The organism is Aquincola agrisoli (genome assembly GCF_036621135.1).
Classification (GTDB): Bacteria; Pseudomonadota; Gammaproteobacteria; order Burkholderiales; family Burkholderiaceae_C; genus Aquincola; species Aquincola agrisoli.
This window is the reverse complement of record NZ_JAZIBG010000028.1, coordinates 811,939-837,333: the sequence shown is the minus strand read 5'-3', so window position 1 is coordinate 837,333 and position 25,395 is coordinate 811,939. Positions and strand designations below refer to the sequence as shown.

At 70.4% G+C, this 25,395-nt stretch carries 27 protein-coding genes; 22 read left to right on the top strand and 5 right to left on the bottom strand.

The features are described from left to right. Positions 1-103: 103 nt before the first annotated feature. The gene (locus V4F39_RS15625; RefSeq protein WP_332290535.1) at positions 104-469 is read left to right on the top strand and encodes a DUF4844 domain-containing protein; all 366 of its coding nucleotides are present in this window, start codon (positions 104-106) and stop codon (positions 467-469) included. A gap of 94 nt (positions 470-563) precedes the next feature. Next, entirely contained in the window at positions 564-734 is a 171-nt protein-coding gene (locus V4F39_RS15620) for a hypothetical protein (protein ID WP_332290533.1), read from the top strand. Between the two features lie 152 nt (positions 735-886). Here the strand turns inward: V4F39_RS15620 and V4F39_RS15615 are convergent, their stop codons facing one another. After that, the gene (locus V4F39_RS15615) at positions 887-1,909 is read right to left on the bottom strand and encodes an IS110 family RNA-guided transposase (protein WP_332290531.1); all 1,023 of its coding nucleotides are present in this window, start codon (positions 1,907-1,909) and stop codon (positions 887-889) included. Between the two features lie 133 nt (positions 1,910-2,042). Between V4F39_RS15615 and V4F39_RS15610 the strand changes: the two genes are divergently transcribed. The 10 genes from V4F39_RS15610 (at position 2,043) to V4F39_RS15565 (ending at position 7,554) form a co-directional block, all read left to right on the top strand. Next, positions 2,043-2,450 (top strand): hypothetical protein, encoded by a 408-nt coding sequence (locus tag V4F39_RS15610; RefSeq protein WP_332290529.1) that lies wholly within the window; start codon positions 2,043-2,045, stop codon positions 2,448-2,450. Positions 2,451-2,553: 103 nt separating this feature from the next. Next, positions 2,554-2,955, top strand: a complete 402-nt coding sequence (locus tag V4F39_RS15605) for an OsmC family protein (RefSeq protein WP_332290527.1) — start codon at positions 2,554-2,556, stop codon at positions 2,953-2,955. Positions 2,956-3,048: 93 nt separating this feature from the next. Continuing rightward, positions 3,049-3,546, top strand: coding sequence for a hypothetical protein (locus tag V4F39_RS15600; protein ID WP_332290525.1), 498 nt, complete (start codon positions 3,049-3,051; stop codon positions 3,544-3,546). Continuing rightward, positions 3,543-4,019 (top strand): VOC family protein, encoded by a 477-nt coding sequence (locus V4F39_RS15595; RefSeq protein ID WP_332290524.1) that lies wholly within the window; start codon positions 3,543-3,545, stop codon positions 4,017-4,019. The genes V4F39_RS15600 and V4F39_RS15595 overlap by 4 nt, the downstream gene beginning before the upstream one ends. A 159-nt stretch (positions 4,020-4,178) precedes the next feature. Beyond that, positions 4,179-5,330: a branched-chain amino acid ABC transporter substrate-binding protein gene (locus V4F39_RS15590; RefSeq protein WP_332290523.1), complete on the top strand. Its 1,152-nt coding sequence runs from the start codon at positions 4,179-4,181 to the stop codon at positions 5,328-5,330. Between the two features lie 39 nt (positions 5,331-5,369). Beyond that, positions 5,370-5,762, top strand: a complete 393-nt coding sequence (locus V4F39_RS15585; RefSeq protein WP_332290522.1) for a VOC family protein — start codon at positions 5,370-5,372, stop codon at positions 5,760-5,762. Between the two features lie 50 nt (positions 5,763-5,812). Then, complete coding sequence (locus tag V4F39_RS15580) at positions 5,813-6,469, top strand: hypothetical protein (RefSeq protein WP_332290520.1); 657 nt, start codon at positions 5,813-5,815, stop codon at positions 6,467-6,469. A gap of 90 nt (positions 6,470-6,559) precedes the next feature. Further along, positions 6,560-6,853, top strand: coding sequence for a type II toxin-antitoxin system RelE/ParE family toxin (locus V4F39_RS15575; protein ID WP_332290519.1), 294 nt, complete (start codon positions 6,560-6,562; stop codon positions 6,851-6,853). 4 nt (positions 6,854-6,857) lie between these two features. Beyond that, positions 6,858-7,175, top strand: a complete 318-nt coding sequence (locus tag V4F39_RS15570; RefSeq protein WP_332290518.1) for an addiction module antidote protein — start codon at positions 6,858-6,860, stop codon at positions 7,173-7,175. Positions 7,176-7,212: 37 nt separating this feature from the next. Beyond that, positions 7,213-7,554 carry a cupin domain-containing protein gene (locus V4F39_RS15565; RefSeq protein WP_332290517.1) on the top strand — a complete coding sequence of 114 codons (342 nt, stop codon included), beginning with the start codon at positions 7,213-7,215 and terminating at the stop codon, positions 7,552-7,554. Here the strand turns inward: V4F39_RS15565 and V4F39_RS15560 are convergent, their stop codons facing one another. Beyond that, a complete protein-coding gene (locus V4F39_RS15560; protein WP_332290516.1) occupies positions 7,555-7,956 on the bottom strand; it encodes a VOC family protein in 402 nt (133 codons plus the stop codon). Between the two features lie 175 nt (positions 7,957-8,131). Between V4F39_RS15560 and V4F39_RS15555 the strand changes: the two genes are divergently transcribed. Then, positions 8,132-8,677: a DUF4256 domain-containing protein gene (locus tag V4F39_RS15555; RefSeq protein ID WP_332290514.1), complete on the top strand. Its 546-nt coding sequence runs from the start codon at positions 8,132-8,134 to the stop codon at positions 8,675-8,677. A gap of 28 nt (positions 8,678-8,705) precedes the next feature. Here the strand turns inward: V4F39_RS15555 and V4F39_RS15550 are convergent, their stop codons facing one another. Then, positions 8,706-9,410 (bottom strand): GntR family transcriptional regulator, encoded by a 705-nt coding sequence (locus V4F39_RS15550; RefSeq protein ID WP_332290512.1) that lies wholly within the window; start codon positions 9,408-9,410, stop codon positions 8,706-8,708. 97 nt (positions 9,411-9,507) lie between these two features. Here V4F39_RS15550 and V4F39_RS15545 point away from each other — a divergent pair, with 97 nt between their 5' ends. Genes V4F39_RS15545 through V4F39_RS15515 form a run of 7 tightly spaced genes read left to right on the top strand, consistent with a single transcriptional unit; the run spans position 9,508 to position 17,756 of the window. Continuing rightward, on the top strand, positions 9,508-10,773 hold the full coding sequence (locus tag V4F39_RS15545; RefSeq protein WP_332290511.1) for an ABC transporter substrate-binding protein: 1,266 nt from the start codon (positions 9,508-9,510) through the stop codon (positions 10,771-10,773). A gap of 7 nt (positions 10,774-10,780) precedes the next feature. Next, on the top strand, positions 10,781-11,656 hold the full coding sequence (locus V4F39_RS15540; protein ID WP_332290510.1) for a branched-chain amino acid ABC transporter permease: 876 nt from the start codon (positions 10,781-10,783) through the stop codon (positions 11,654-11,656). A gap of 11 nt (positions 11,657-11,667) precedes the next feature. Then, entirely contained in the window at positions 11,668-14,253 is a 2,586-nt protein-coding gene (locus tag V4F39_RS15535; RefSeq protein ID WP_332290509.1) for a branched-chain amino acid ABC transporter ATP-binding protein/permease, read from the top strand. Between the two features lie 28 nt (positions 14,254-14,281). Next, on the top strand, positions 14,282-15,067 hold the full coding sequence (locus tag V4F39_RS15530) for an SDR family oxidoreductase (protein ID WP_332290507.1): 786 nt from the start codon (positions 14,282-14,284) through the stop codon (positions 15,065-15,067). Between the two features lie 13 nt (positions 15,068-15,080). Beyond that, positions 15,081-16,013: a 3-hydroxyacyl-CoA dehydrogenase gene (locus V4F39_RS15525; RefSeq protein WP_332290505.1), complete on the top strand. Its 933-nt coding sequence runs from the start codon at positions 15,081-15,083 to the stop codon at positions 16,011-16,013. Positions 16,014-16,048: 35 nt separating this feature from the next. Beyond that, a complete protein-coding gene (gene kce / locus V4F39_RS15520; protein ID WP_332290504.1) occupies positions 16,049-16,984 on the top strand; it encodes a 3,5-dioxohexanoate:acetyl-CoA acetone transferase in 936 nt (311 codons plus the stop codon). Between the two features lie 4 nt (positions 16,985-16,988). Beyond that, positions 16,989-17,756: an SDR family NAD(P)-dependent oxidoreductase gene (locus V4F39_RS15515; protein WP_332290502.1), complete on the top strand. Its 768-nt coding sequence runs from the start codon at positions 16,989-16,991 to the stop codon at positions 17,754-17,756. A 10-nt stretch (positions 17,757-17,766) separates the two neighbouring features. On the opposite strand, the gene V4F39_RS15510 is transcribed toward V4F39_RS15515, so the two are convergent. After that, on the bottom strand, positions 17,767-19,482 hold the full coding sequence (locus V4F39_RS15510) for a PAS-domain containing protein (protein ID WP_332290501.1): 1,716 nt from the start codon (positions 19,480-19,482) through the stop codon (positions 17,767-17,769). A 174-nt stretch (positions 19,483-19,656) separates the two neighbouring features. Between V4F39_RS15510 and putA the strand changes: the two genes are divergently transcribed. After that, positions 19,657-23,427, top strand: coding sequence for a trifunctional transcriptional regulator/proline dehydrogenase/L-glutamate gamma-semialdehyde dehydrogenase (putA, locus tag V4F39_RS15505; protein WP_332290500.1), 3,771 nt, complete (start codon positions 19,657-19,659; stop codon positions 23,425-23,427). A 21-nt stretch (positions 23,428-23,448) separates the two neighbouring features. Here putA and V4F39_RS15500 read toward each other — a convergent pair whose 3' ends face one another. After that, on the bottom strand, positions 23,449-24,399 hold the full coding sequence (locus V4F39_RS15500) for a DMT family transporter (RefSeq protein ID WP_332290499.1): 951 nt from the start codon (positions 24,397-24,399) through the stop codon (positions 23,449-23,451). 129 nt (positions 24,400-24,528) lie between these two features. Between V4F39_RS15500 and V4F39_RS15495 the strand changes: the two genes are divergently transcribed. Then, positions 24,529-25,365, top strand: a complete 837-nt coding sequence (locus tag V4F39_RS15495; protein ID WP_332290498.1) for an NUDIX hydrolase — start codon at positions 24,529-24,531, stop codon at positions 25,363-25,365. The last annotated feature ends 30 nt before the right edge of the window (positions 25,366-25,395 follow it).

Below are 25,395 nucleotides of genomic sequence, written 5' to 3'. Positions count from 1 at the left end.
CCATCAACGGCCGAGGGAGTCGGCATCGTGATGCCCAACCCTACATTGCAGCGGACCTGCGCCAGCTATGCTGGCTGGTCCGCTGAATTCGCACGTTAGCCCGATGACCTACGATCCAATTTCGGACGTCGCCGACGAACCTCTGACCGTTCTACTCAGCGTTATAGACGCGCTCGCTGAATATCGTGCGTTGTCAAAACTTGATCTCCTGCCCGGAGTCGACACGACCGCCGAAAGAGGTCGGCTCACTGACTTAGTCAATGGGCTTACCGATCAGTTGCTTGCCGGGGTAGCAGAGCATCCGTCCAAGCTGTGGGTCATGCGGAAGTTTCAAAGCACGCTCCTGCGACTCGAAGATCACGACACCGAGGCCCGAGAGCATTTGGGCATGGAGTTGGAGAAGCTTATGGACATCCTGGGAATCGAGAGCTCTGATGGCCTTCTCTCGTTTTATCTTGGTGGCCTGTGACCGGGCTAACTGGTCTTTGCAGCGGATCGCCTGCGGCGCCCGCTGAAATTCAACTACAAGGGCATCCCCATTCGTCAAGCAATACCCAGCCAAGATGAATCGCGGCGCGATTCATCTTGGAATTGAGATCGGTATTCCGCCCACCACGACAGCAGCGCAAGAAGAAGAACAAGGATGCGGACTGCAAAACTACAACCGGCCTTTGTTGCAGCGGTTTGTGCTGCTGGCCCTGATGAAAGACGCGCGCGAGGGCTCCCATCGTTAGCCGCGGTTGTCGATGACGCCGCCTTGAATTAACCGAGCACTCCCCATGCGGGTCCAACCTTGTTCCATCAATGCAGGCATCTCGCGGTTGCAATTTCGATGTCCGGGGCGCAGCCTGCTGGTCGGAGGGTGAATCGTCGGGGCTCGCGTGGTTTACGCCGCTGCAGGCGGTTTGAAATCCTCGCCCTTGGCCAGCATCGCCCAGGCCATGCGCGCGTGCTTCGCCGCGATGGCGACCACGGCCGTCCAGTACCCGCGCCGCTCGGCCAACTGTGTCGCCCAGCGGCTCGGGCGGTCATGCTTGTCATTGGCCGCCGCCAGCACGGCGCGGGCACCCAGGATCAGCAGGGTTCGCAAGTAGCTGTCGCCGGCTTTGGTGATCCGTCCCAGCCGTGGCTTGCCGCCCGAGCTGTATTGCCCGGGTACCAGGCCGAGCCAAGCGGCGAATTGCCGCCCGTTGGCAAAGTCGTGGCCGTGGCCGATGTGGGCCAGCAGCGCGCTGGCGGTGGTGGGGCCGATGCCGGGCACCTGCATCAGCCGCTGCGACCGATCCTCCGCTTGGGCGATCAGTCGAACATGGCCGTCGTAGGCGTCGATGCGCTCGTCGAGCCGGCGCAGTTCGTCCAGCAGATCGGCGCCGACGGTGCGCATCCAGCCGGGCAAGCGCTCCAGGTGCTCGGCGGCTTGGCGCCGCACTGTCTGCGCCTTCAGCGGCAGCACGATGCCGAATTCGCTGAGCAGGCCGCGCAGCCGGTTGATGCACGCCGTGCGGGCCTGCACCCAGCCCTGGCGCGCGACATGCATGGCCAGCCGGGTCTGGGACAGTTCGCTCTTGACCGGCACGAAGCGCATCGCCGGGCGCTGCACGGCTTCGCAGATCGCCGCGGCATAGGCCGCGCCGTTCTTGCCGCGACGCCCGCTCATGCGGTACGGCGCGACGAACTTCGGTGCCATCAACCGCGCGGTGTGGCCGAAGCGAGAAAACTGCCGGGCCCAGTGGTGCGCGCCGGAGCAGGCTTCCATGCCGATGGTGCACGGCGGCGGCTTGACGACCAGTTCCAACAGCTGGTCCCGACGCACAGCCGGGCGCGCCAGCGCGGGCTTGCCGCGTTCATCCACGCCATGCAGGGCAAACACGTCCTTCGCCAGATCGATACCCAAGGTCAGAATGTTCATGGACATCCCCTCCGATGAAAACGACGATGAGATTGCGTAACCCCATCGTCGCACTCGGTGCCTGCCGACGCTTCAGGTCAAACCTGCAGCGGCGTTGTCGGGACGGGGATGTCCCTTTCATTCGTTAGGCGTCATGGACACTGGCCTCATCACGCGTTTCGTCGCAGCCCTAGAAGCAACACCTTCGACTGAAGCCGCACGGTCAGTCGTTGATGATTACGCGGGGGCACGGGGCAGGGCAGCGAGCGAATTCTTGAACGAACTGGCTATCTCGGTGGGAGAGGGGTTTGCTTCTGGTGGGATCGGCTTTGACGAAGCGATGGGTACCATGGCTGGCATCTATAACGCTCTCTTCCCTAGCGACTTGCTCATCGCAAAGGATGGAGAGTCGCTTGCGTATCGGCTGTATTGGGCGCTTGATGAAGGGGAGTACCGCGTCGAAAGTGACGGCAACACTGATCCCATCGAAGCACGAGCGCTGCCCGCAGTTCGAAGGGTGCTTGCAGAAGCAAGTCCCCCTTCGCGGGCACAGCGGCAATGACGCCTAACCTTTCCATCGAGCGGACGGTCTCCGGCGCACTTTGTGCGCCTACGTCCGCCGCTCACGTCGTTAGACCCCGCACTCGCATCTGACGGAGCACGCCATGGAGATCTCCGCCACTGTCACGAGCTCATCCTCGGCTCACGAGGCAACCGTCCGCACGGGGGCAGCTTCGCAGCCTCTCGCCGTACCGGCGAAGGCTGGCGGTCGCGGCTCTGCTATCAACGGTGGCGAGTTCCTGATGCTTGCTCTTGCCACCTGCTACTGCAACGACCTATATCGCGAAGCGGAGCGTTTGCGCATACCGATTGAAGGTGCTCAGGTCGAGGCAACCGCCGAGTTTCCCGGGATTGGCCTCGCAGCCACAAATATTCGCTACCGTGCAACCGTCAAGTCTTCGGCCAGTGCCGAGGTCTTGGCCCAGTTGCTGCGCGAAACCGATGCGGTGGCTGAAGTCCACAATACCGTCCGTGCCGGCGTGCCCGTCAAATTACTTCGTGAATGAGCGCGGCGATGCACCAGCCAGCGGGAGGCCGGCCACCATGGAGGAACAGACTGCCCCCGTGCTGAAAAGACGCCGGGGCGCAAGGAGATCGGAATGAATCCATCGCTCGATCAACTCGCCAAACAGGTCGACTTGAACGCGCCGTCCAACGAGCGCCTGCGCCTCGCGTTCGGCCACGCCTGCGTGCTCCGCGTGCAGCACCTGCTCGAGGAGCCGGCCGTGGCCGATTGCCTCGGGGGTCTGGGCCAATATCTGGGCGGATCGCTGAGTCGCACGCAGCTTGAGCAGCTTGCCGCCGAAGCAGCTCGCCTGGCCAATCACCACCAGGGTTCGAAGTCGATCGACGGCTGCGGTCATGCCGCAGTGTCTGCAACCTACGCCGTCGCCAACGCGCTGGCGGGCAAGGCGCTGGCGGCGGCCGAGTACGCCGCCTATGCCACGGTATATGGCCAGGGCGGTTACGCGGCGGTCGCCGATCTGGAGTCCTTCGAGCCAGAGTTCGATTGGCAGGTGCAGTGCCTCGCATCACTGGCGGGGCAGGAGCCCTCGCCGCACCGGCCGCCGCTCGTCGCTTCGGAGCAAACCTCATGACCGTCAAGCGCATGGACAACGTCGGCATCGTGGTGGAAGACATCGATGCCGCCATCCAGTTCTTCATCGAGCTCGGCCTGGTCCTCGAAGGGCGCATGCCGATCGAAGCCGAATGGGCCGGCCGCGTCACCGGCGTGCGCGGCCAGCGCGTCGAGATCGCCATGCTGCGCACGCCCGACGGCCACGGCCGTGTCGAGCTCTCGCGCTTCAACGCGCCCGCCATCGCGTCCGATCACCGCACCGCCCCGGTGAACTCGCTGGGATACCTGCGCGTGATGTTCACCGTCGAGGACATCGACGACACCCTCGCCCGGCTCAGCAAGCTCGGCGCGACGCTGGTCGATGAAGTCGTCAATTACGAAGACGTCTACCGGCTGTGCTACATCCGGGGCCCCGAAGGGATCCTCATCGGCATCGCCCAGCAGCTCGGGCAGCAGGCCGCCCGGGCCAACCCCGTGGAGCGGCAGCCTTGAGGCATCGGGCGTCGGCGGCCCAGGGGCCGCACCCGGCTGACGCCACTGCTGGACCCTGACACACTGGGCGCCGGCGGCCCGGTGCGTGCTGCCTGCGCCGGCGGTGCCGTCCTCAGCCGCTCCCTGCTGTTGATCCTGCAAACCGAAGGAGTCGCATCCATGAATGCTTCCCGCCCCAGCCCGATCACCCCGGCCCTGCTGGCCGCCGCCTTGGCCGCCGCGCTGTGCGCGCCCGCGCAGGCCCAGGAGACCGTCATCCCCATCGGCCTGAGCAGCCCGCTGTCGGGCCCGCAGAGCGCCTACGGGCAAGACAACGTGGCCGGCGCCAAGCTGGCCGTCGACGAACTGAACGCCCGCAAGCCCCGCATCGGCGGCAAGCCGGTGCGCTTCGAGCTGAAGGCCGAGGACGACCAGGCCGACCCGAAGCAGGGCGTGGCCGTCGCGCAGAAGTTGGCCGATGGCGGCGTGCGCTTCGTCGTCGGGCCCTACAACTCCGGCGTGACGATGCCGGCCTCGCGTGTCTATGACCAGGCGGGCATCGTCGTCGCCACGGTGTCGTCCAACCCCAAGATCACGCAGCAGGGCTACCAGCGGCTCTTCCGCATCGGCGCGGCCGACACCGCCCTGGGCGTGAAGATGGCCCAGTACGCCGCCAAGGAGCTGAAGCTCAAGCGCGTCGCCGTCATCGACGACCGCAGCGCCTACGGCCAGGGCCTGGCGCAGGAGTTCGCGGCGGCCGCCAAGGCCAGCGGCATGGAGGTGGTGAAGACGGAGTACGTCTCCGACAAGACCACCGACTTCACGCCCGTGCTCACCGGCATCAAGGCGGCCAAGCCCGACGCCGTCTTCTTCGGCGGCTATTCGGCGCAGGGCGGCCCGATGGCGCGGCAGATGCGGCAGCTGGGCATCAACGCCAGCCTGCTGGGCGGCGACGGCATCTGCTCCGCCGAGACGGCCAAGCTGGCCGGCGGCGACACCGTGGGCGAGAACGTCTGGTGCACGCAGGGCGGCGCGATGATCAACCGGGCGAATGAAGGCCAGGCCTTCATCAAGGCCTACCGCGCCGCCAATGCCAACCGCGATCCGCTGACCTACGCCGCCGCCTTCTACGACGGCGTGCACCTCTTCGCCCACGCCATGCAGCAGGCGGGCAGCACCGATCCGGCCAAGGTGGCGGAGGCGATGCAGAAGGGCAGCTACAAGGGCGCGGCCGGCACCTACGAGTTCGATGCGCAGCGCGACCTGAAGTCGTCGCCGGTGACGGTGTTCAATTTCAAGGCGGGGCAGCCGAGCGCGGTGACGTCGTACTGACGGCCTGCCGGCGGCCATAACCAGCAGGGGAGCAGCCGCGTGTTTTCGCACATCATGGTGGGCGTCACCGACTTCGAGCGGGCGCTGGCCTTCTACAGGCCCGTGCTCGATGCGCTGGGCATCGCGTTCCGCTTCCAGGAGCCCGGGCGCCCGTGGGCCGGCTGGCAGTCGTCGCCGGATCCGCGGCCGCTCTTCTTGATCGGCCGCCCGCACGACCAGCAGCCGCACCATCCCGGCAATGGCCAGATGGTGGCCTTCCTGGCGGCGTCGCGGGCGCAGGTCGACCACGTCCATGCGCTGGCGCTCCGGCACGGCGGACGCTGTGAAGGTCCGCCCGGCTTGAGGCCGGAGTACCACGCCCACTACTACGGCGCGTACTTCCGTGACCCGGAGGGCAACAAGCTGTGCGTCGCCTGCCATCAGGCGGAATGAGCTGCTGAACAAGCTCTCCGCACAGGCGCCGAACACCGAGGAGGAACGCCATGGTGACCCCACCCGCAGCAGCGGCTGCCAAGGACGACGCCGGCAAGCCCAAGCCGGCGCCGTCGCTCGCCGACATCGTGCCCACGGTCTACTACGACCTGATCGCGCGGGTCTGCCCCGGCGCCGCGTTCTGGATCACTCTGTCGCTGGTGTCGCCCGAGGTGCAGCGGGTCTTCAGCGTCGAGAAGATCGGCGGCACGTCGCTGGTCCTGCTCATCCTGCTGAGCTACCTGGCCGGCATCGTGCTGTCGGGCTTCTGCCTGGTGTGGGACGCGATCTCCTACCGGCTCCTCAGCGCCCCCGGCTGGCTGAGCAGCCCGCTCGGCCTCAGAAGCAGCCACGGCCTGGCCCGGCAGTGGCAGCTGGTGGCGCAGAAGATGGAGGCCATCGCCAAGGCCTCGCACGATCCCGGACGCATCGTCACGAAGGCGCTCGCCGAGGTCACGCTGTGCCAGAACCTGCTCACCGGCCTGGTGGTTCTGGGCGCGATCGGCCTGTACAGCAGCGGCCGCCATTTCTTCAGTCCGGCGACGTACCCGGGCACCTTCGGCGTGGTGTTCGTGGCCTTCCTCGTCTCGATGCTGTTCCGCCAGGCCATGTTCCTCGGCCGCACCGAGGCGCTGTACGAGATGCACGTGCTCGGCAAGTCGGCCTGAGCGGCCTGCACGCTTCATCGACGTTCCATGTCCGACGTCGATTCCGCCCCGCGCCTCACATGATCGTAGCCTGCGGGCTACAATGCGCACATGCGAGTTGAGAAGACCGACGAGTACCGCGCCTGGATCGACAACCTCAGGGATCCGGCCGGTCGGGCTCGCATCCTGATGCGTGTAGACAGGCTCATACACGGCAATCCTGGCTCGCACCGGAACCTGACGCACGGCGTCTCCGAGCTCAAGGTCGATGTGGGTCCCGGCTATCGCGTCTACTACACGCAGCGAGGAAGCCGCCTCATCCTCTTGCTCGCCGGCGGTGACAAATCGACGCAGGCGAAGGACATTGCCTGGGCCATTCGACTTGTGCAAACGTATGGAGAGTAGAAACATGGCCGCCCCTGCTCGCAAGAAGCCCTCCAAGCTGAAAACGTCCACTTACGACGTTGCTGAACACCTGCGCACGCCAGAAGAGATGGCTGCCTATCTCGATGCATGGCTCGATGAGGCGCCGGATGACGTCTCAGGCATTGCCCGGGCGCTCGGCGATATCGCCCGTGCCAAGGGAATGAGCCAGGTCGCCAAGGAGGCTGGGCTGAGCCGTGAGAGTCTCTATCGCGCGCTCAGTGAAGGGGGCAATCCCAGCTTCGCCACGGTGCTCAAGGTCGCCAGGGCCCTGGGGGTGCGCCTGCACGCTCAACCGGCTTGAGTGTCGCGCCCATCAGTTCGCATCTTCACCGAGCCCCATGCCCGACGGCAACCTCTACGCCGCCTCCGACGCGCCCGCCGCGGGCGAGCGCTTCGATACCCTGCTCCAGCACCGGCAACTGGTGGTGGAGCGCATCGTCAGCGCCGCGGGCGCCTCGTCGGCCGAGTTCGTGCAGGCGCAGGACGAGTGGGTGCTGCTCGTCCGCGGCTCGGCCGTGCTCGAGGTCGCCGGGCGGGCGAGGGCGCTGGAGGCCGGCGACTACCTCTTCCTGCCGGCCGGCACGCCCCACACTGTGAAGCACACCTCCGGCGGCGCGCTGTGGCTGGCAGTCCACCTCCACCCTGCGCCTGCGCCGCCCGCCGGTGACCCGCCTCCCTGACTAGGCGCCGGCCCCGGCGCCCTGCGGCAGGTCCTCGTGCAGGCACAGGAAGTTGCCTTCCGTGTCCTTGAACCACGCCGCCTTCTCCGCGCCGAGCACGCACACGTGGTTGACCGTCTTGAAGTCGGGGAAGTCGTAGTCCTCGAACACGACGCCCGCCCGCTTCAGCGCCGTGATGGCCGCGTCGATGTCGGGCACCTGGAAGCTGATCGCCGTGTGTTCGGCCTTGGTGCCGTCCGGCTTGGGGAACAGCGCCAGCGTGCTGCCGCCCACCTGGTAGACGAACTTGCCGTCCGGCCGCAAGCCGCCGGGCACCAGCCCCAGGCGGGCCTCGTAGAACGCCCGTGCGCGCGCCATGTCGATGACCGGCAGCATCGTGGTAACCGCAGCATTGGCCAGCATATGCACTCCTTTCGCCCAAGGTCCGGGGACGGGCCGGCGGGGTGGGCGCAGGCGCCTCGGGCCGGCTTCTCAAGCATAGGCGGCGATGGCCGGCCCTCCAGGGCCCCGAACAGGGCGTGCCTGCGCCGCCGGACGTGACAATCGCCGGCCGCCACAGATGCCCCCGGGAGACGACATGAAGGCCGATCCACACGCAGACCTCCTCGATACCCTGAAGGCCCGCTTCGACAGGCACATGGCCCGTCATGAAGGCCTCGAGTGGGCGAAGGTCCAGGCCCGGCTGGCCACCCACCCGGGCAAGCTGCGGGTGCTGCAGGAGATGGAGCACACCGGCGGCGAGCCGGACGTCGTCGGCCACGACCCGGCGACGGGCGAGTTCACCTTCGTCGACTGCGCCGCCGAAAGCCCTGCCGGCCGCCGCAGCGTCTGCTACGACCGGGAGGGGCTCGAATCGCGCAAGGAGAACCGGCCCGCGGACTGCGCCGTCGACATGGCGGCCGCGATGGGCGTCGAGATCCTGACGGAGGCGCAGTACCGCGATCTGCAGCAGCTTGGCGCCTTCGACACCAAGACCTCGAGCTGGGTGCAGACCCCGCCGGCCATCCGCCGGCTCGGCGGCGCGCTGTTCTGCGACCGCCGCTACGGCCACGTCTTCACGTACCACAACGGCGCGCAGTCGTACTACGCGGCACGCGGCTTCCGCGGCCTGGTGAAGGTCTGACGGCGCCGGGGCGGCCCGCCCCGCGCGTTCATTCGTCGTCGGCTTCCACCAGCACCCCGCTGGTGACGATGTGCTGCGCCGCGCCCTCGATGTCCAGGCGCAGCCCCTCCACCGCCATCGCCGGATCGCGCCGGACCATGCCTTCGATCATGCGGGCGTGCTGGATCACCGGCATGCGCTGCGCCACCCGCTGCGACTGGCCGCGCAGGTCGTAGTTGAGGATCGGGCCGATCCGCAGCCACAGGCTCTCGATCATCTTCAGCAGCGTGGGCATGCCGGCGGCGCGGTAGGCGCTGAAGTGCAGCTCCTTGTTGAAGGTGATGAGCTTCGACGCGTCGGGCTTCTTCAGCGACATCTCGCGTTCGAGCCGGTCGTTCCAGCCCTGCATCTCGGCCACCAGCGCGTCGCTGGCGTGCTGCGCGGCGCGCTCCACCGCCAGGCCTTCCACGTGGATGCGGATCAGCGTGATCTCGCGGAAGCGGCTCACCTTCATCAGCGGCACGCGGATCGCGCGGTTGGGCGTGATCTCCAGCGCCTGCTCGGCCACCAGCTGGTACATGGCCTCGCGCACCGGCATCACGCTCACGCCCAGCGCCTGCGCGGTGCTGCGCAGCGATATCTGCTCGCCCGGCATGAGCTGCCCCGACATCAGCAGCTCGCGCATCTGCGCGTGCACGTCGGCGCCCAGCGTCTGGCGCTTGGCTACAGGGGTGACGAGGGCGGTGAGGGCCATGGCCGATTGTAGATAGGGTATCTCCTGTGCTGCTATCTGTGATCACAGATATACATTGAGTGCATTCCCCTAGCCGATCCGACAACAGGAGACACCCGTGAGCCATTTCGAGCGTCCGTCTTCGCCAGCGCTGCTGCCCTCGTCCGCCCGCCGCCGCCTCGTGCTGGGGGCCACCGGCGCCGCCGCGCTGGGCCTGGCCGCGCCGGCCCTCGTGCGTGCGCAGGCCGAGGCCTTCACGCTCGGCCACCTCACGCCGCGCACCGGCTTCCTGGGCCCGATGGGCGAGTACGCGGTGATGGGCGCCACGCTGGCGGTGGAAGAGGTCAACGCCGCTGGCGGCGTGCTGGGCCGCCCCTTCAAGTTGATGAGCGAGGACAGCGTCAACCCGCAGACGGCCTCGTCGAAGGCGCAGCGCATGGTCGAGCGCGACAAGGTCTTCGCCCTGGTCGGCGAGATCAGCTCGGCCTCGGGCCTGGCCATCTCCCAGGTGGCGGCGCGTGCCGGCAAGCTCTTCTTCCAGACGGGCTGCAACTCCGACGAACTGCGCGGCAAGACCTGCAGCCGCACCATGTTCCACACCGAGGCCAACAACTCGATGTACGTCAACGCCATGGGCCGCGCGCTGCTGCGCGACAACATGGTCAAGGGCAAGCGCTGGATGGCCTTCACCGCCGACTACGCCTTCGGCCACGACCTGTTCGCGCGCACCAAGGCCTTCATGGAAGCCAACGGCGCGGTGTTCGTCTCCAACGACCTGGTGCCGACCGACACCACCGAGTTCAGCTCGCTGATCCTGAAGATCCGCCAGCAGAAGCCCGACCTGGTGATGAGCAACCTGGCCGGCAACCAGACCACCAACTTCATGAAGCAGTACAACGAGTTCAACCTGCCGATCCCGCTGGCGGGCGCGGACCTGAACTGCGTGAGCATCTGGGGCGCGGGCCGCGAGGGCTTCAGCGGCGTGTGGCCGATCATCTGGACGCACCAGGTCAAGGCGCCGTCGGCGCAGGCCTTCGTCGCGGCCTTCAACAAGCGCTTCGGCAAGCCGCCCGAGAACCAGGCGGTGTCCGACTACCTGGCCGTGAAGATCATCGCCCGCGCGATGAACGAGACCAAGAGCGACGACCTGAACAAGCTCATCGCGTACCTGGAAAGCGGCGTCAAGTTCGACGTGCTGCGCGCCCGCGAAGGCTCGTTCCGCAAGGCCGACCACCAGCTGCTGTTCGAGATGTACACCGTCACGCCCAACCCCGACAAGAACGCCGGCAAGTGGGACGTGATGACCACCAGCGCGCCGGTGCCGGGCCCGAACGAGAGCCTCGAGATCCTGCAGCCGCAGGACAACACCTGCACCTTCGCCTGACGTCGACATGGCGCTGATCTTCATCGCCGAGCAGGTCGCCAACGGCCTGCTGCTGGGCTTCTACTACCTGCTGATCGCGCTCGGCCTGTCGATCATCTTCAGCCTGGGCGGCATCGTGAACCTGGCGCACGGCGCCTTCTACGCGATCGGCGCCTACCTCATGGTGTCGCTCACCGCGGTGATGGGCTACGGCGCGGCCTTCGTCGCTTCGCCGCTCATCGTCGCGGCGCTCGGCATGGCGCTGGAGCGGCTCTTCCTGCGCCGCTTCTACCAGGCCGATCCGGTGCTGAGCCTGCTCTTCACCTTCGGCCTGGCGATGGTGATCGAGCAGGTGCTGCGCATGACCTTCGGCGCCTCGCCGCTGCAGTTCAGCACGCCGCCCTTCGCGCGCGGGCAGTTGTCGGTGGGCGACTTCATGTACCCCAACTACCGGCTGGGCATGTTCGTCGTCGCGCTCGGTGCGCTGGTCTGCACCTGGTGGGTGCTGCACCGCACCTCGTTCGGCAAGGTGGTGCGTGCCGGCATCAACGATCCGGACATGGTGCGTGCGCTCGGCATCTCGCTCAAGCCGGTGCTCACCGCGGTCAGCGGCATCGGCATCGGCCTGGCGGGGCTGGCCGGCGCGCTGATGGCGCCGCTCACCGGCGTGCACCCCGCGATGGGCCACGAGATCGTCACCGCGGCCTTCGTCGTGGTGGTGATCGGCGGGCTCGGCAGCTTCTGGGGCGTGGTGCTGGCCGCGATGCTGGTGGGCGTCATCCGCGGGCTCACCTCGTACTTCTATCCGCCGGCCTCCGAGGCCTCGCTCTACCTGCTGATGCTGGTGATCCTGCTGCTGCGGCCGCGCGGCCTGCTCGGCGAACGCATGCACCGCCTCGAATGAACGGGAACCCCATGGACGCCAAGCTCCGCACCCATCCCTCCGGCCCGGCCGCCGGGCCCAGCCCGCAGGCCGCCAAGCCCGCGCTGACCCGCGAGCACAAGACGCTGCTCGCCCTCGCCATCGGCCTCGTGCTGCTGCCGCAGGTGCTGCTGGCCGGCGGCCTCACCGTCACCTCCGCGGTCGACTGCGTGGTGCTGGCCATCGTCGGCCTGGGCCTGAACGTGCTGCTGGGCCATGCCGGCCTGGTGTCGTTCGGCCACGGCGCGTGGTTCGGCATCGGCGCCTACGCGGTCGCCATCCTGCAGCTGCGCTGGTTCCCCGAGCAGGTGCTGCTGCCCATCGCCGGCATGCTGGTGCTGCTGGTGGCGGGTTCCGCCGCCGTCGGTGCGCTGGTGCTGCGCCGGCGCGGCGTGTACTTCTCGCTGCTGACGCTGGCCTTCAGCGCGCTGTGCTTCGCGGTGGCCTACCGCTGGACGGCGCTCACCGGCGGCGAAAACGGCCTGGGCGGCATCCAGCGCGGCACGCTGTTCGGCGTCGCGCTCGACACGCCCGCGGCTTTCTACACGCTGGTGGCGGTCATCGGCTTCCTGGTGGCGGCCGCGCTGCTGCGGCTCACCGAATCGCCCTTCGGCAAGGTGCTGCTGGCGATCCGCGAGAACGAGACCCGCGCCGCCTTCCTCGGCTACCCGGTGCGGCGCTACAAGCTGCTGGCGTTCATCGTCTCGTCGACCGTCACCGGCCTGGCCGGCGGGCTCTTCGTGCTCAACCACCGCATCGCCTCGGCCGAGAGCCTGTCGGTCACGTTCTCGGGCGAGCTGCTGGCCATCGTGCTGATCGGCGGCATGCGCAGCTACGCCGGGCCGATCATCGGTGCGCTGTTCTACCTGCTGTTCCGTGAATACCTGTCGATGCTGACCGAGAACTGGCTGCTGTACTTCGGCCTGGTGTTCATCGGCTTCATCCTCTTCTCGCCGAGCGGCCTGGTGGGCGTGGGCACGCGGCTGTGGCGCATGGTGGTGCCCGAGAAGACCACCGAGGCCGCGATGTCGGCGCGCAGCACGCCGCCCACGGTGGGCGAGTTCCCGGCCTTCCTGCCGCACAGCCGCGGCGAGTCGGTCAAGGCCCGGGGCATCACCAAGAGCTTCGGCGGCGTGAAGGCGGTGGCGGGTGTCACCGTCACCGTGGCTGACCGCGGCGTGCATGCGCTGATCGGTCCCAACGGCGCGGGCAAGACCTCGTTCTTCAACCTGCTGTCGGGCATGTTCGCGCCCAGCGCGGGCACCGTGGCCTTCGCCGGCCGGCAGCTCGAAGGCGCGTCGCCCGACCGCGTGTGCAGTGCCGGCATCGCCCGCTCGTTCCAGATCACCAACCTGTTCAAGGGCCTGAGCGTGCGCGACAACCTCGTGCTGTCGGTGATGGCGCGCAGCAGCGCGCGCACCTCGCCCTGGCGGCGGGTGGATGCGCTGCCCGACGTGCAGCGCGAGACGGACGAACTCACGCGTTTTCTCGGCATCACCGGCATGGAGCACGCGACGGCCGAAGACCTGTCGTACGGCGGCCAGCGCCTGGTGGACATGGGCCTGGCGCTGGGCTCGGCGCCGCGCGTGCTGCTGCTCGACGAGCCGCTGGCCGGCCTGGCCGTGGCCGAGCGCGACCGCATCGGCCGCCTGATCCGCGCGCTGGGCGACCGCATCGGCGTGCTGCTGGTGGAGCACGACGTGGACCGCGTGTTCGCCATCTCCGACCACATCACCGTGATGAACCAGGGCCAGGTGCTGGTGGAGGGCAACTCCGCACGGGTGCAGGCCGACGAGCGGGTGCGCGAGATCTACATCGGCTCGGGCACCGAGGCGCTGGCGCAGAAGGTGCCCGCATCGCAGGTGGCCGAGGCGGTGTCGCTGAAGGTGCAGGGCATCGAGGCCTTCTACGGCAAGAGCCACATCCTTTCGGGCATCGGCTTCGAGGCCCATGAGGGCGAGATCATGGCCGTGCTGGGCCGCAACGGCGCCGGCAAGTCGACGCTGCTGAAGAGCCTGATCGGCCTGGCGCGGCTGGGCGACGGCGAGGTGCACATCGCCGGCCAGGCGGTGCGCACGCCGGTGCCCGAGACCATGGCGCGCCTGGGCATCGCCTTCGTGCCGCAGGGCCGGCGCCTGTTCCCCGGGCTGACGGTGCGAGACAACCTGATGCTGGGCCGCCTGCGCCGCAGCGGGCCCGAGGCCGATGCGTGGAGCGACGAGCGCATCTTCGAGGTGTTCCCGCGGCTGCGCGAGCGCTACGAGGTGAATGCCGAACTGCTGTCGGGCGGCGAGCAGCAGATGGTGGCCATCGCCCGCGCGCTGGCCGGCCACGTGCGCGTGCTGCTGCTCGACGAGCCGTTCGAGGGCTTGTCGCCCGCGATGACGGAGGAGGTCTTCAACGCGGTGCTGCGGCTCAAGGGCAAGGTCACGATCCTGATCGTCGACCACAACCTGGACCTGACGCTGGCGCTGTCGGACACCGCGCTGGTGCTCGACCGCGGCCGCGTCTCCCACTTCGGCCCGGCGCTGCCGCTGCTGAAGGACCTGGCCTTCCGCCGCGAGAAGCTGTGGGTCTGACTTGGCGTGTGATGGACGGAGACATTCGATGACATGGGCTGAACCTTCACTGGCATCCAAGCGGGTGCTGATCACGGCCGGCGCCGACGGCATCGGGCTGGAGATCGCCCGGGCGTTCTCGGGCGCCGGCGCGCGCGTGCTGGTGTGCGACGTGCGGCAGGAGAACCTCGACCGGCTCGACGCCGACCTGCCCGGCGTGCAGGGCGTGCGCGCCGACGTGTCGAGCGAAGCCGACGTGGCCGCGCTGTTCGAAGCGGTGGATGCCCGGCTGGGCGGGCTCGACGTGCTGGTCAACAACGCAGGCATCGCGGGGCCGACCGGCGGCGTCGAGACACTGTCGCTCGCCGACTGGGAGCGCACGCTGGCCGTCAACATCACCGGCCAGTTCCTGTGCGCGCGGCTGGCGGTGCCGCGGCTGCGCCAGGGCCGGGGGCCGTCGATCATCAACCTGTCGTCGGCCGCGGGGCACCTGGGCATGCCGGGGCGCTCGGCCTATTCGGCCTCGAAGTGGGCGGTGGTGGGCTTCACCAAGTCGCTGGCCATCGAGCTGGGCGGCGACGGCATCCGCGTCAACGCCATCCTGCCCGGCGCGGTGGACGGGCCGCGCATCCGCGCGGTGATCGCCGCCAAGGCCCAGGCGCTGGGCAAGCCGCTGGAGGAAGTGACGCGCGACTACACCGGCCAGGCCGCGCTGGGCCGCATGGTCACGGCGCAGGATGTCGCCCACATGGCGCTGTTCGCCGCCAGCGACCTGGCGCGCAACGTCACCGGCCAGGAACTGGCGGTCGACGGCCACACCCAGGCCCTGAGTTGAAGGAGCACACCGCATGAAAGTCGCCGTCATCGGCACCGGCCTCATCGGCCAAGCCTGGGCCATCGTGTTCGCCCGCGGGGGCTGCGACGTGGCGCTGTGGGACGGCGACGCCGCCGCGCTCGACCGCGCCGTGGCGCTCATCGCCGGCCAGCTCGACGAGCTGCAGGCGCAAGGCCTGGTCGACGATGCCGCCGCGCTGCGCGCGCGCCTGCAGCCTTGCGCCACGCTCGAAGCGGCACTGGCCGGGGTGGCCTACGTGCAGGAGAACCTGCCCGAGGTGCTGGCGATCAAGCGCGACATCTTCGCGCGCCTGGACGCCCTCGCGCCGCCCGGCGCGGTGCTGACCAGCTCCACGTCGAGCATCCCCGCCTCCGCCTTCACCGAGGACCTGCCCGGCCGCCACCGCTGCCTGATCGCGCACCCGGTGAACCCGCCGTACCTGGTGCCGGTGGTCGAGCTGTGCGGCGCGCCGTGGACGGCGGCCGACGCGGTGCAGGCCGCCGACGCGCTGATGGTGCGCGTGGGCCAGCGGCCGGTGATCGTCAAGCGCGAGCTGGAGGGCTTCATCCTGAACCGGCTGCAGGGCGCGCTGCTGCGCGAGGCCTTCCGGCTGGTGGAGCAGGGCTACGTCGATGTGGACGGGCTGGACGCGACGATCCGCGACGGCCTGGGCCTGCGCTGGGCCTTCATGGGCCCATTCGAGACCATCGACCTCAATGCCCCCGGCGGCCTGGCCGACTACTGCGGCCGTTACGGCGGGCTGTACCAGTCGATCGCCGAGGAGCAGACCTCCACCGAGCCCTGGTCGCCGCAACTGGTGGCCGCGCTCGACGCCGAACGCCGCGCGCTCCTGCCGGCCGACCAGCTCGTGCAGCGGCGGCTGTGGCGCGACAAGCGGCTGATGCAGCTCGCACGCCACAAGCGTGAAGCGGCGCAAGAAGACTGAACCTGTCCAGACAACCCACCGAGGCCCACACCACCATGGCACGCGCATCCCGCAAAGTCATCATCACCTGCGCGCCCACCGGCGCGATCCACACGCCCAGCATGTCGCCGCACCTGCCGGTGACGGCCGACGAGATCGCCCGCGCCGCCATCGACGCCGCCGCCGCGGGCGCCGCCATCCTGCACCTGCATGCACGCGATCCGAAGGACGGCAAGCCGTCGCAGGATCCGGACCTGTTCCGCCCCTTCCTGGCGCAGATCAAGGCCGCCACCAACGCCGTGATCAACATCACCACCGGCGGCAGTCCTCACATGACGGTGGACGAGCGCATGCGCCCGGCCACTACCTTCCAGCCCGAGCTGGCCTCGCTGAACATGGGCTCGATGAACTTCGGCCTGTTCCCCATGCTGCAGCGCTTTCCCGAGCTGAAGCACGACTGGGAGCGCCAGCACCTGGAGAACAGCCGCAACCTGGTCTTCAAGAACACCTACGCCGACATCGAGCGCATCCTGGAGCTGGGCAACGCCAACGGCACGCGCTTCGAGTTCGAGTGCTACGACATCAGCCACCTCTACAACCTGCACCACTTCGTTGAGCGCGGGCTGGTGAAGGGCCCGATCTTCATCCAGTCGGTGTTCGGCATCCTCGGCGGCATCGGCCCCGACCCCGAGGACCTGATGCACATGCGCCGCACGGCCGACCGGCTCTTCGGCGACCAGTACCGCTGGTCGATCCTCGGCGCGGGGCGCCACCAGATCCCGCTGGCCACGATCGGCGCGGCGATGGGCTCGAACGTGCGCGTGGGGCTGGAGGATTCGCTGTGGATCGGCCCGGGCCAGCTGGCCGCCTCGAGCGCCGAGCAGGTCACGCGCATCCGCACCGTGCTGGAGGCGCTGAACCTGCAGATCGCCACGCCCGACGAGGCGCGCGACCTGCTGGGCTTGAAAGGCGCGGCCGGCGTGGCATTCTGAGGGCATGGGCACATCGCTGTTCGACCTGGCCGGCCAGGTGGCCGTGGTCACCGGCTCCAGCCGGGGCATCGGCCTGGCCGCCGCGCGTGCGCTGGCCGGGCAGGGCGCCACCGTGGTGCTGAACGGCCGCCGGCCGGAAGCGGTGCTGCCGGTGCGCGACGCCCTGCGCGCCGATGGCCTGGCGGTCGACGTGGCGTGCTTCGACGTCAACGACGTGCCGGCCGCCACCGCGGCGCTCGACGAGCTGCAGGCGCGCCACGGCCGCATCGACATCTTCTTCGCCAACGCCGGCATCAACCACCGCGCGCCGCTGCTCGAGTTCGAGCAACCGGTGTTCGAGCAGGTGCTGTTCACCAACCTCACCGCGCAGTGGGCGATCGCCCGCCACGCGGCGCGGCACATGGTGGCGCGGGGGCATGGGCGCATCCTGTTCACCGGCTCGGTGACGGCGTTGCGCGGGCGGCGCAACGTCACCGCCTACACCGCGGCCAAGGGCGCGCTGCATGCGCTGGTGCGCCAGTGGTCGGCCGAGCTGGCCGACCGGGGCGTGACGGTGAACGCGCTGGCGCCGGGCTACATCCGCACCGAGCTGACGCAGGCGCTGCAGGACGATGCCGAGTTCGACGCCTGGCTGCGCGCGGCCACGCCCGCCGGGCGCTGGGGCACGCCGCAGGACCTGGCGGCGGCCGTCGTCTTCATCAGCTCGCGCGAGGCGGGCTTCATGACGGGGCAGGTGCTCACCGTCGACGGCGGGCTGACGGCGGCGCTGTAGCGCGCCGCCGCTAGGCCTTGCGTCCGCGCGGCGGCAGGCTGCCGTCGAACAGCAGCACGGCCTGGCCGCGGCCCTTGGCCGCGTACATCGCCGCGTCGGCGTGGCGCAGCAGGGTGTCTGCGTCCAGCCCCGCCTCCGGGTGCACCGCGATGCCGATCGACGCGCCGACGTCGAGCTTCACGCCGTCGATCTCCATCGGCGCGGCGATCTGCTCGGCGAGCCGGTGCGCCAGGCCCAGCGCCTGGTCGGGCGCCTGCACATGGCGCTGCAGGATCGCGAACTCGTCGCCGCCGATGCGCGCGACCATGTCGGTGTCGCGCGCCACCGCGCGCATGCGCAGCGCCACCTCGGCCAGCACCTTGTCGCCGGTGGCGTGGCCGTGCTCGTCGTTGATGGGCTTGAAGCGGTCGAGGTCGATGAAGTGCACCGCGAAGGGCTCGGGGCTGCGCTGCAGCGCGGCGGCCAGCTGCTCCAGGAAGACCTCCCGGTTGGCCAGCGCGGTCAGGCCGTCGTGTTGCGCGACATGGCGGATGCGCTCCTCGTGGCGCCGGCGCTCGGTGATGTCGGTGTAGGTCCGCAGCATGCCGCCGCCGTCGATCGGCACCGTGCATACCTCGATCACCCGGCCGTCGGGGCGCTTGCGGTCGTAGACGTTCGGCCGGTCCAGCATGCCGCCTGCCGCCACGATGCGGCGCACCTCCTCCGGCGCATCGGCAAATTCGTCCTGGTGCACCTGGTAGTCGATCACCGCCTGGAAGTGCGGCTTGCCGGCCATCAGCGCCTCGGGCAGGCCCAGCAGCTCGATCGCGCGCCGGTTGCACACCTCCACCAGGCCCCGGGCGTCGACCATCACCACGCCCTGGTCCATCCGCTCCAGCGTGGCCTCCAGCAACGCGGATTTCGCGCGCAGGCTGGCTTCGCTGTCGCGTGCGCGCTGCTCGGCCTCCCGCAGCTGGCGCTGCTGCCGCTTCAGCGCGGTGATGTCGGCGTGCACCGCGAACACGCGGCCGTCGGGGCGACGCTCCTCGATCACCCGGCTGCAACGCCCGCCCGGCAACGGCACCTCGAAGGGCGCACCGGTGAAGCGCATGCGCTCGGCCAGCACGCTCAGGCCCTGCTCGAACTCGGGCGCGTCCTCGCTGCCTTGCCAGGCCTGGCGGTACACCTCGGTGAACTGCCGCCCCCGCGCCGCCACGCGATCGGGCAGCCCGTAGATCACGACGAACGCCTGGTTCACTTCCAGCAGCTGGCCGTCGTCCGCCGCCACGGCCACGCCGTCGGCGATGTGGTCGAACCACGCCGTGCCGCCGAGCGCATCGGGCACCGCCTCGCCGGCCGGCGTCGCGGCGGGTTCGGCGCCCTCCTGGCGCCGCCACATCCGCAGGCGGCCGCCCTGCGGCAGCGGCAGCGATGCCACCTGCAGCCGCTGGCCGCGGTGCTCGAACGAAAAGGGCCGCCGCTGCGCATGGTGCCGCGCGACGCCTTCTTCGACGTAGCGCTCGAGCTGGGGGCGTTCCTCGGGGCCGAGCCGGCCTTCGTAGAAGCGGCGCAGGTTCTCCCGGTACGGCTCGCCGACGTGGATGTGCGCCGCGTGCTCCGGGAAGAAGACGAGGAAGTGCCGGTTCCATACCTGCAGCCGGTCGTCTTCGTCGAATGCGCACAGCGCCACGTCGAGGCTGTCGAGCATGTCGGCGAGCACCCGCAGCAAGGGAAGGTGACTGACCATCGAGGGGAGCCGTTTCGAGTCGCGAGCAGTACCCATGCTACCGAGGTGGCGGCGCGGCCGCGTGGTGGCAGACCCTCAGCGGGGCGCCGCCGCCGCCGTTCCCCGCGGCAGGCCGGCTCGCGTTGCCTTGCCGGGGGTGCGTTCCTATAGTGCCTGGGCACCCCGGAGCTTGCGATGCAGACGCCAACAGACGCCCCCCGCCCGTTCATGGACTTCGCGGCGCAGCTGCGGCCTCAAAGCGTGCTGCGCGCGGCCGTCACCTCCGCCTATCGGCGGCCGGAGCCCGAGGCCGTCGCCCTGCTGCTGGAGCAGGCGCGGCTGGCGCCTGCCCAGGCAGCCGCGGCGGAGCAGCTGGCCGGCCAGCTCGCGACGACGCTGCGCGAGCGCAAGTCGGCCGGCGGCCGCGAAGGGCTGGTGCAGGGCCTGGTGCAGGAGTTCTCGCTGTCGAGCCAGGAGGGCGTCGCGCTGATGTGCTTGGCGGAGGCGCTGCTGCGCATCCCCGATGCCGCGACACGCGACGCGCTGATCCGCGACAAGATCGGCGACGGCAACTGGGCGGCGCACCTGGGGCGCAGCGGCTCGCTCTTCGTCAACGCGGCCACCTGGGGGCTGGTGGTGACCGGCAAGCTCGTCACCACGCACAACGAGACGGGGCTGGCCAGCGCGCTGGCGCGGGTGGTGGCGCGCAGCGGCGAGCCGCTGATCCGCAAGGGCGTGGACATGGCGATGCGGCTGATGGGCGAGCAGTTCGTCACCGGCCAGACGATCGACGAGGCGCTGGCCAACGCGCGCCGGCGCGAGGCCGAGGGCTTCCGGTACTCGTACGACATGCTCGGCGAGGCGGCGCTGACGGACGCCGACGCGCAGCGCTACCTGGCGGCGTACGAGGCGGCGATCCACGCGATCGGCCGTGCGTCCGCCGGGCGCGGCATCTACGAAGGGCCGGGCATCTCGATCAAGCTCTCGGCGCTGCACCCGCGCTACAGCCGCGCGCAGGTCGAGCGCACGATGGCCGAGCTGTACCCGCGGCTGCGCACGCTGGCGCTGCTGGCGCGGCACTACGACATCGGCCTCAACATCGACGCCGAGGAGGCCGACCGGCTGGAGCTGTCGCTCGACCTGCTGGAGCTGCTGTGCGCCGAGCCGGGGCTGGAGGGCTGGCACGGCATCGGCTTCGTGGTGCAGGCCTACCAGAAGCGCTGCCCGCACGTCGTCGACTTCATCGTCGATCTGGCGCGCCGCACGCGGCGGCGCATCATGGTGCGGCTGGTGAAGGGCGCCTACTGGGACAGCGAGATCAAGCGCGCGCAGGTCGACGGCCTGGAGGGCTACCCGGTCTACACCCGCAAGGTGCACACCGACGTGAGCTACCTGGCCTGCGCGCGCCGGCTGCTGGCGGCGCCCGACGCGGTGTTCCCGCAGTTCGCCACCCACAACGCCCACACGCTGGCGGCCATCCACACGATGGCGGGGCAGAACTACCACGCGGGGCAGTACGAATTCCAATGCCTGCACGGCATGGGCGAGCCGCTGTACGGCCAGGTGGTGGGCACACGCGCCGAGGGCGGCCTGGCGCGGCCCTGCCGCATCTACGCGCCGGTGGGCACGCACGAGACGCTGCTGGCCTACCTGGTGCGCCGGCTGCTGGAGAACGGCGCCAACACCTCCTTCGTGCACCGCATCGCCGATGCCGGCGTGCCGATCGCCGAGCTGGTCGCCGACCCGGTGGCGGCGGTGGACCGGCAGGCTGCGGCCGACGGCGAGGCGGGGCTGCCGCACCCGGCCATCCCGCTGCCGCAGGCGCTGTTCGGGCCGGCCGGCACGGCGCGGCGCAATTCGAGCGGCATCGACCTGTCGAACGAGCACCGGCTGGCCTCGCTGGCCGGCGCGCTGCTGAGGCCGGGGCAGGCATGGAGCGCGGCGCCGGTGCTGGCGGGCGCCGACCCGTCGGCCGGCACCCCGCAGCCCGTCACCAACCCGGCCGACCGGCGCGATGTCGTCGGCCACGTCGTCGACGCCACGCCGGCCGATGCAGCGCAGGCGGCGGCTGCCGCCGTGGCGGCGCAGCCCGCGTGGGCCGCGACGCCGCCGGCCGAGCGCGCCGCGCGGCTCGAGCGCGCGGCCGACACGCTGGAAGCGCAGATGCAGCCGTTGCTCGGGCTGATCGTGCGCGAGGCCGGCAAGACGCTCGCCAACGCCGTGGGCGAGGTGCGCGAGGCGGTGGACTTCCTGCGCTATTACGCCGCGCAGGCCCGCGCCGAGCTGACCGAGGCGCATGCCCCGCTGGGGCCCATCGTCTGCATCAGCCCGTGGAACTTCCCGCTGGCGATCTTCACCGGCCAGGTGGCCGCGGCGCTGGCCGCCGGCAACACGGTGCTGGCCAAGCCCGCGGAGCAGACCCCGCTGATCGCCGCGCAGGCCGTGCGCCTGCTGCACGAGGCCGGCGTGCCGGCGGGGGCCCTGCAGCTGCTGCCCGGCCCGGGCGAGACGGTGGGCGCCGCGTTGGTGGCCGACGAGCGCATCCGCGGCGTGATGTTCACCGGCTCCACCGACGTCGCCCGGCTGCTGCAGCGCAGCCTGGCCGGCCGGCTCGACGAGCGCGGCCAGCCGCTGCTGCTGATCGCCGAGACCGGCGGGCAGAACGCGATGATCGTGGACTCGTCGGCGCTGGCCGAGCAGGTGGTGGCCGACGTGATCGCCTCGGCCTTCGACAGCGCGGGCCAGCGCTGCTCGGCGCTGCGCGTGCTGTGCCTGCAGGAAGACTCGGCCGACCCCGTGCTGGCGATGCTGCGCGGTGCGCTGCAGGCGCTCTCGCTGGGCGTGCCCGACCGCCTGTCGACCGACGTCGGTCCGGTGATCGACGAGGCGGCGCGCGAAGGCATCGAGGCGCACATCGCCGCGATGGCCGCGCAGGGCCGCCGGGTGCTGCGCCTGGCGGCCGATGCGCAGGCGATCGCGTACGGCAGCTTCGTCGCCCCGGCGGTGATCGAGATCGAGTCGCTGGCCGAACTGCAGCGCGAGGTCTTCGGGCCGGTGCTGCACGTGCTGCGCTACCGCCGGGAACGGCTGGACGCCTTGATCGCGCAGATCAACGCGACGGGCTACGGCCTCACGCTGGGGCTGCACACCCGCATCGACGAAACCATCGCCCAGGTGACCGAGCAGGTGCACGCCGGCAACCACTACGTCAACCGCAACATCGTCGGCGCGGTGGTGGGCGTGCAGCCGTTCGGCGGCGAGGGGCTGTCGGGCACCGGGCCGAAGGCGGGCGGGCCGCTGTACCTGCGGCGGCTGGTGGCGGGCGGCGCATGGCCGCCGTCCCCCGCGGACCCGGTGCCGCCCGCGGCCGTGGTCGCGGCGCCGGGTGCGCGAGCGCAGGCGCTGGCACCCCTGCTGGCGTTGCGCGACGCGGCGCAGGGATCGCCCGCGCTGCGGGCCTGCTGCGCCCGCCTGGCCGACGACACGCCGGCCGCGGCGCAGCAGGTGCTGCCGGGCCCGACGGGGGAACGCAACCTCTACCGCTGGCTGCCGCGCACCGCGGTGCTCTGCCTGGCGGGCGACGCGGACGACCTGCGCTGCCAGCTGGCGCATGTGCTGGCCGTGGGCTCGACGGCGGTGTGGCCGGCGGAGGGCGCGGGCCGCGCGGTGTTCGACACGCTGCCGGCCCTGGCGCGCGCGCGCGTCCGGCTGCTGGAGGGCACGGCACCGTCGGCGCTGCGCGAGGCGGCCTTCGATGCGGTGCTGCTGCACGGCACCGCCCAGGCCGTGCAAGAGGCCAGCCGTGCGCTGGCGGAGCGCGCCGGCCCCATCGTCGGCCTGCAGGCCGCGGCCCCCGGCCGCCACGAGGCGGGCGCTTTTTTGCTGGAGCGGCTGCTGGTCGAACGCAGCGTGTCGATCAACACCGCGGCGGCCGGCGGCAATGCGAGCCTGATGGCCCTGTCCTAGGCTGGCGGCGGTGGGCGCGGCTCAGCGCGTGGCGTGGCGCCGGTCGCGGGCGGTCAGCCAGGTGCCCAGGGCCCCGCACACGCCGATCATCGCGATGCCGGTGATCGACCAGCCGTCCGGCACATGGGAGAACGCGATCCATCCGGCAAGCGTGGCGAAGGCGATCTGCAGGTACAGGTAGGGCGTGAGCACCGCCACCGGGGCGCGGCTGTAGGCGAGGATGAGCAGGTAGTGCCCCAGCGTGCTGCAGATGCCGATCAGCACCAGCACCGTCCAGACACCGGCGCTCAGCGGGGTCCATGCGAACGGCAGCAGCACCGTCGCGAGCCCGGCGCCGATGCAGCCGGTGTAGAAGTGCATGGTGGCGGCGTCTTCCGTCTTCGCGAGCCGGCTCGTCAGCAGCTGGTAGGCGGCGTTGGTCGCCACCAGGCCGAGCGGCATCAGGCTGGCCACGGTGAACATCTCCCCGCCGGGCCGGATGACCGTGAGGGCGCCGACGAAGCCGCCGCCCACGCACAGCCAGCGCAGCGGCGTGATGCGCTCGCCGAGCGAGGTGGCGGCCATCAGGGTGATGATCAGCGGTGTCAGCATCACGATCGCGGTGAACTCGCCCACGGGCATGTGGCGCAGGCTGAGGTACGAGAACGCGCTGGAGGCCGTGAGCAGCGCGCCGCGCGCGAACTGCAGGCCGGGCCGGCGGGTGCGCAGCATGCCCAGGCCGCGGCGCGGCAGCATGGCCAGCGCGGTCACCAGCGCCTGGAAGAGGTAGCGGAACCAGACCGCCATCACCACCGGCACGACGTTGCTGACCATCTTGGTGCCGGTGTCGAGGCCGGCGAAGCAGGCGACGGCGATCACGACGAAGCCGATGCCTTGCAGCGGGCGCTGCACGCCGCTCACCATGCCGTGGGGCCGGGCCCCGTCGACCGGCGGCCCGGCGCCGTGCCGGCAGGGGCGTGGTGGAGGCCGCATGCTTCGGCGGTGGCGGTACGGCGGCGCGGGAACATGCGCGGATTGTCGCGCCTGCGCAAGAATGCGGCCCTTATGTCCCAGCTCGGGTGGTCGTGCGTCGAACAGGCCTGCCGGTGCGAGCAGGCGAGGGTGCCCTTCCTGCTCGGCCGGACGGCGGTGGGCAGCGTCGGCGTGGCGCACCTGGGCGTGCTGGCGTTGCTCGCCGCGGCGTCGACGCGGCCGGCCCTGTGCCGGGTGGAGGCGACCGGGGTCGGCCTCTCGCAGGCTGCGCAGGCGACGGCATGGTTGTCGGAGGTCAACGACCGCCTGCGTGCGCGTGGGCTGATTCCCGGCTGGCGCGACGAACGCTACGCCGTGGTCGATCCCGCCGCGGCGGCGGGCGCGCCGGCCCTGGCGGTGATCGAGCGTGCGGCGGCGCGGTTCTGGGGCACGCTCACGGCCGGCGCGCATGCCAACGGCTATGTCGCCGATGCCTCGGGGCGCCCCACGCACCTCTGGATCGCACGGCGCGCGCTCAGCAAGGCGACCGACCCCGGCAAGCTCGACAACCTCGTCGGCGGCGGCGTGCCGCTGGGCCAGTCGCCGTTCGAGACGCTGGTGCGCGAAGGCTGGGAGGAGGCGGGGCTGGCCGCGGCGCGGTTCGCCGCCGCGCAGCCTGGCCGGGTGCTGCGCCTGCACCGGGACGTCCCCGAAGGCCTGCAGGCCGAGCGGCTGCATGTGTTCGACCTCGCGCTGCCTGCCGGCGTCCAGCCGGTCAACCAGGACGGCGAGGTCGCCGAGTTCCATTGCCTGCCCGTGGACGAGGCGCTCGCCCGGGCCCGCGCCGGCGAGATGACGGTGGACGCGGCGCTCGTGACCCTGGACTTCGCGCTGCGCCGCCGGCTGCTGCCGCCGCATGAGCACGACGGCGTGGCGCAGGCCTTCGCGCGGCTGTGCACGGAACCGGACGGCGTTCAACCCGTCTGAAGCCTGAGGTCAAGCGCGCTGAACAGGCCC

Excerpts from the sequence above, each read along its gene's own strand:
- V4F39_RS15500 (WP_332290499.1), bottom strand. The coding sequence starts at position 24,399 with ATGCGGCCTCCACCACGCCCCTGCCGGCACGGCGCCGGGCCGCCGGTC.
- V4F39_RS15555 (WP_332290514.1), top strand. The coding sequence starts at position 8,132 with ATGAAGGCCGATCCACACGCAGACCTCCTCGATACCCTGAAGGCCCGC.
- V4F39_RS15580 (WP_332290520.1), top strand. The coding sequence starts at position 5,813 with ATGGTGACCCCACCCGCAGCAGCGGCTGCCAAGGACGACGCCGGCAAG.
- V4F39_RS15560 (WP_332290516.1), bottom strand. The coding sequence starts at position 7,956 with ATGCTGGCCAATGCTGCGGTTACCACGATGCTGCCGGTCATCGACATG.
- V4F39_RS15605 (WP_332290527.1), top strand. The coding sequence starts at position 2,554 with ATGGAGATCTCCGCCACTGTCACGAGCTCATCCTCGGCTCACGAGGCA.
- V4F39_RS15525 (WP_332290505.1), top strand. The coding sequence starts at position 15,081 with ATGAAAGTCGCCGTCATCGGCACCGGCCTCATCGGCCAAGCCTGGGCC.
- V4F39_RS15535 (WP_332290509.1), top strand. The coding sequence starts at position 11,668 with ATGGACGCCAAGCTCCGCACCCATCCCTCCGGCCCGGCCGCCGGGCCC.
- V4F39_RS15530 (WP_332290507.1), top strand. The coding sequence starts at position 14,282 with ATGACATGGGCTGAACCTTCACTGGCATCCAAGCGGGTGCTGATCACG.
- V4F39_RS15550 (WP_332290512.1), bottom strand. The coding sequence starts at position 9,410 with ATGGCCCTCACCGCCCTCGTCACCCCTGTAGCCAAGCGCCAGACGCTG.
- putA (WP_332290500.1), top strand. The coding sequence starts at position 19,657 with ATGCAGACGCCAACAGACGCCCCCCGCCCGTTCATGGACTTCGCGGCG.
- V4F39_RS15515 (WP_332290502.1), top strand. The coding sequence starts at position 16,989 with ATGGGCACATCGCTGTTCGACCTGGCCGGCCAGGTGGCCGTGGTCACC.
- V4F39_RS15610 (WP_332290529.1), top strand. The coding sequence starts at position 2,043 with ATGGACACTGGCCTCATCACGCGTTTCGTCGCAGCCCTAGAAGCAACA.
- V4F39_RS15565 (WP_332290517.1), top strand. The coding sequence starts at position 7,213 with ATGCCCGACGGCAACCTCTACGCCGCCTCCGACGCGCCCGCCGCGGGC.
- V4F39_RS15540 (WP_332290510.1), top strand. The coding sequence starts at position 10,781 with ATGGCGCTGATCTTCATCGCCGAGCAGGTCGCCAACGGCCTGCTGCTG.
- V4F39_RS15625 (WP_332290535.1), top strand. The coding sequence starts at position 104 with ATGACCTACGATCCAATTTCGGACGTCGCCGACGAACCTCTGACCGTT.
- V4F39_RS15575 (WP_332290519.1), top strand. The coding sequence starts at position 6,560 with ATGCGAGTTGAGAAGACCGACGAGTACCGCGCCTGGATCGACAACCTC.
- V4F39_RS15600 (WP_332290525.1), top strand. The coding sequence starts at position 3,049 with ATGAATCCATCGCTCGATCAACTCGCCAAACAGGTCGACTTGAACGCG.
- V4F39_RS15590 (WP_332290523.1), top strand. The coding sequence starts at position 4,179 with ATGAATGCTTCCCGCCCCAGCCCGATCACCCCGGCCCTGCTGGCCGCC.
- V4F39_RS15510 (WP_332290501.1), bottom strand. The coding sequence starts at position 19,482 with ATGGTCAGTCACCTTCCCTTGCTGCGGGTGCTCGCCGACATGCTCGAC.
- V4F39_RS15620 (WP_332290533.1), top strand. The coding sequence starts at position 564 with ATGAATCGCGGCGCGATTCATCTTGGAATTGAGATCGGTATTCCGCCC.
- V4F39_RS15595 (WP_332290524.1), top strand. The coding sequence starts at position 3,543 with ATGACCGTCAAGCGCATGGACAACGTCGGCATCGTGGTGGAAGACATC.
- V4F39_RS15570 (WP_332290518.1), top strand. The coding sequence starts at position 6,858 with ATGGCCGCCCCTGCTCGCAAGAAGCCCTCCAAGCTGAAAACGTCCACT.
- kce (WP_332290504.1), top strand. The coding sequence starts at position 16,049 with ATGGCACGCGCATCCCGCAAAGTCATCATCACCTGCGCGCCCACCGGC.
- V4F39_RS15615 (WP_332290531.1), bottom strand. The coding sequence starts at position 1,909 with ATGAACATTCTGACCTTGGGTATCGATCTGGCGAAGGACGTGTTTGCC.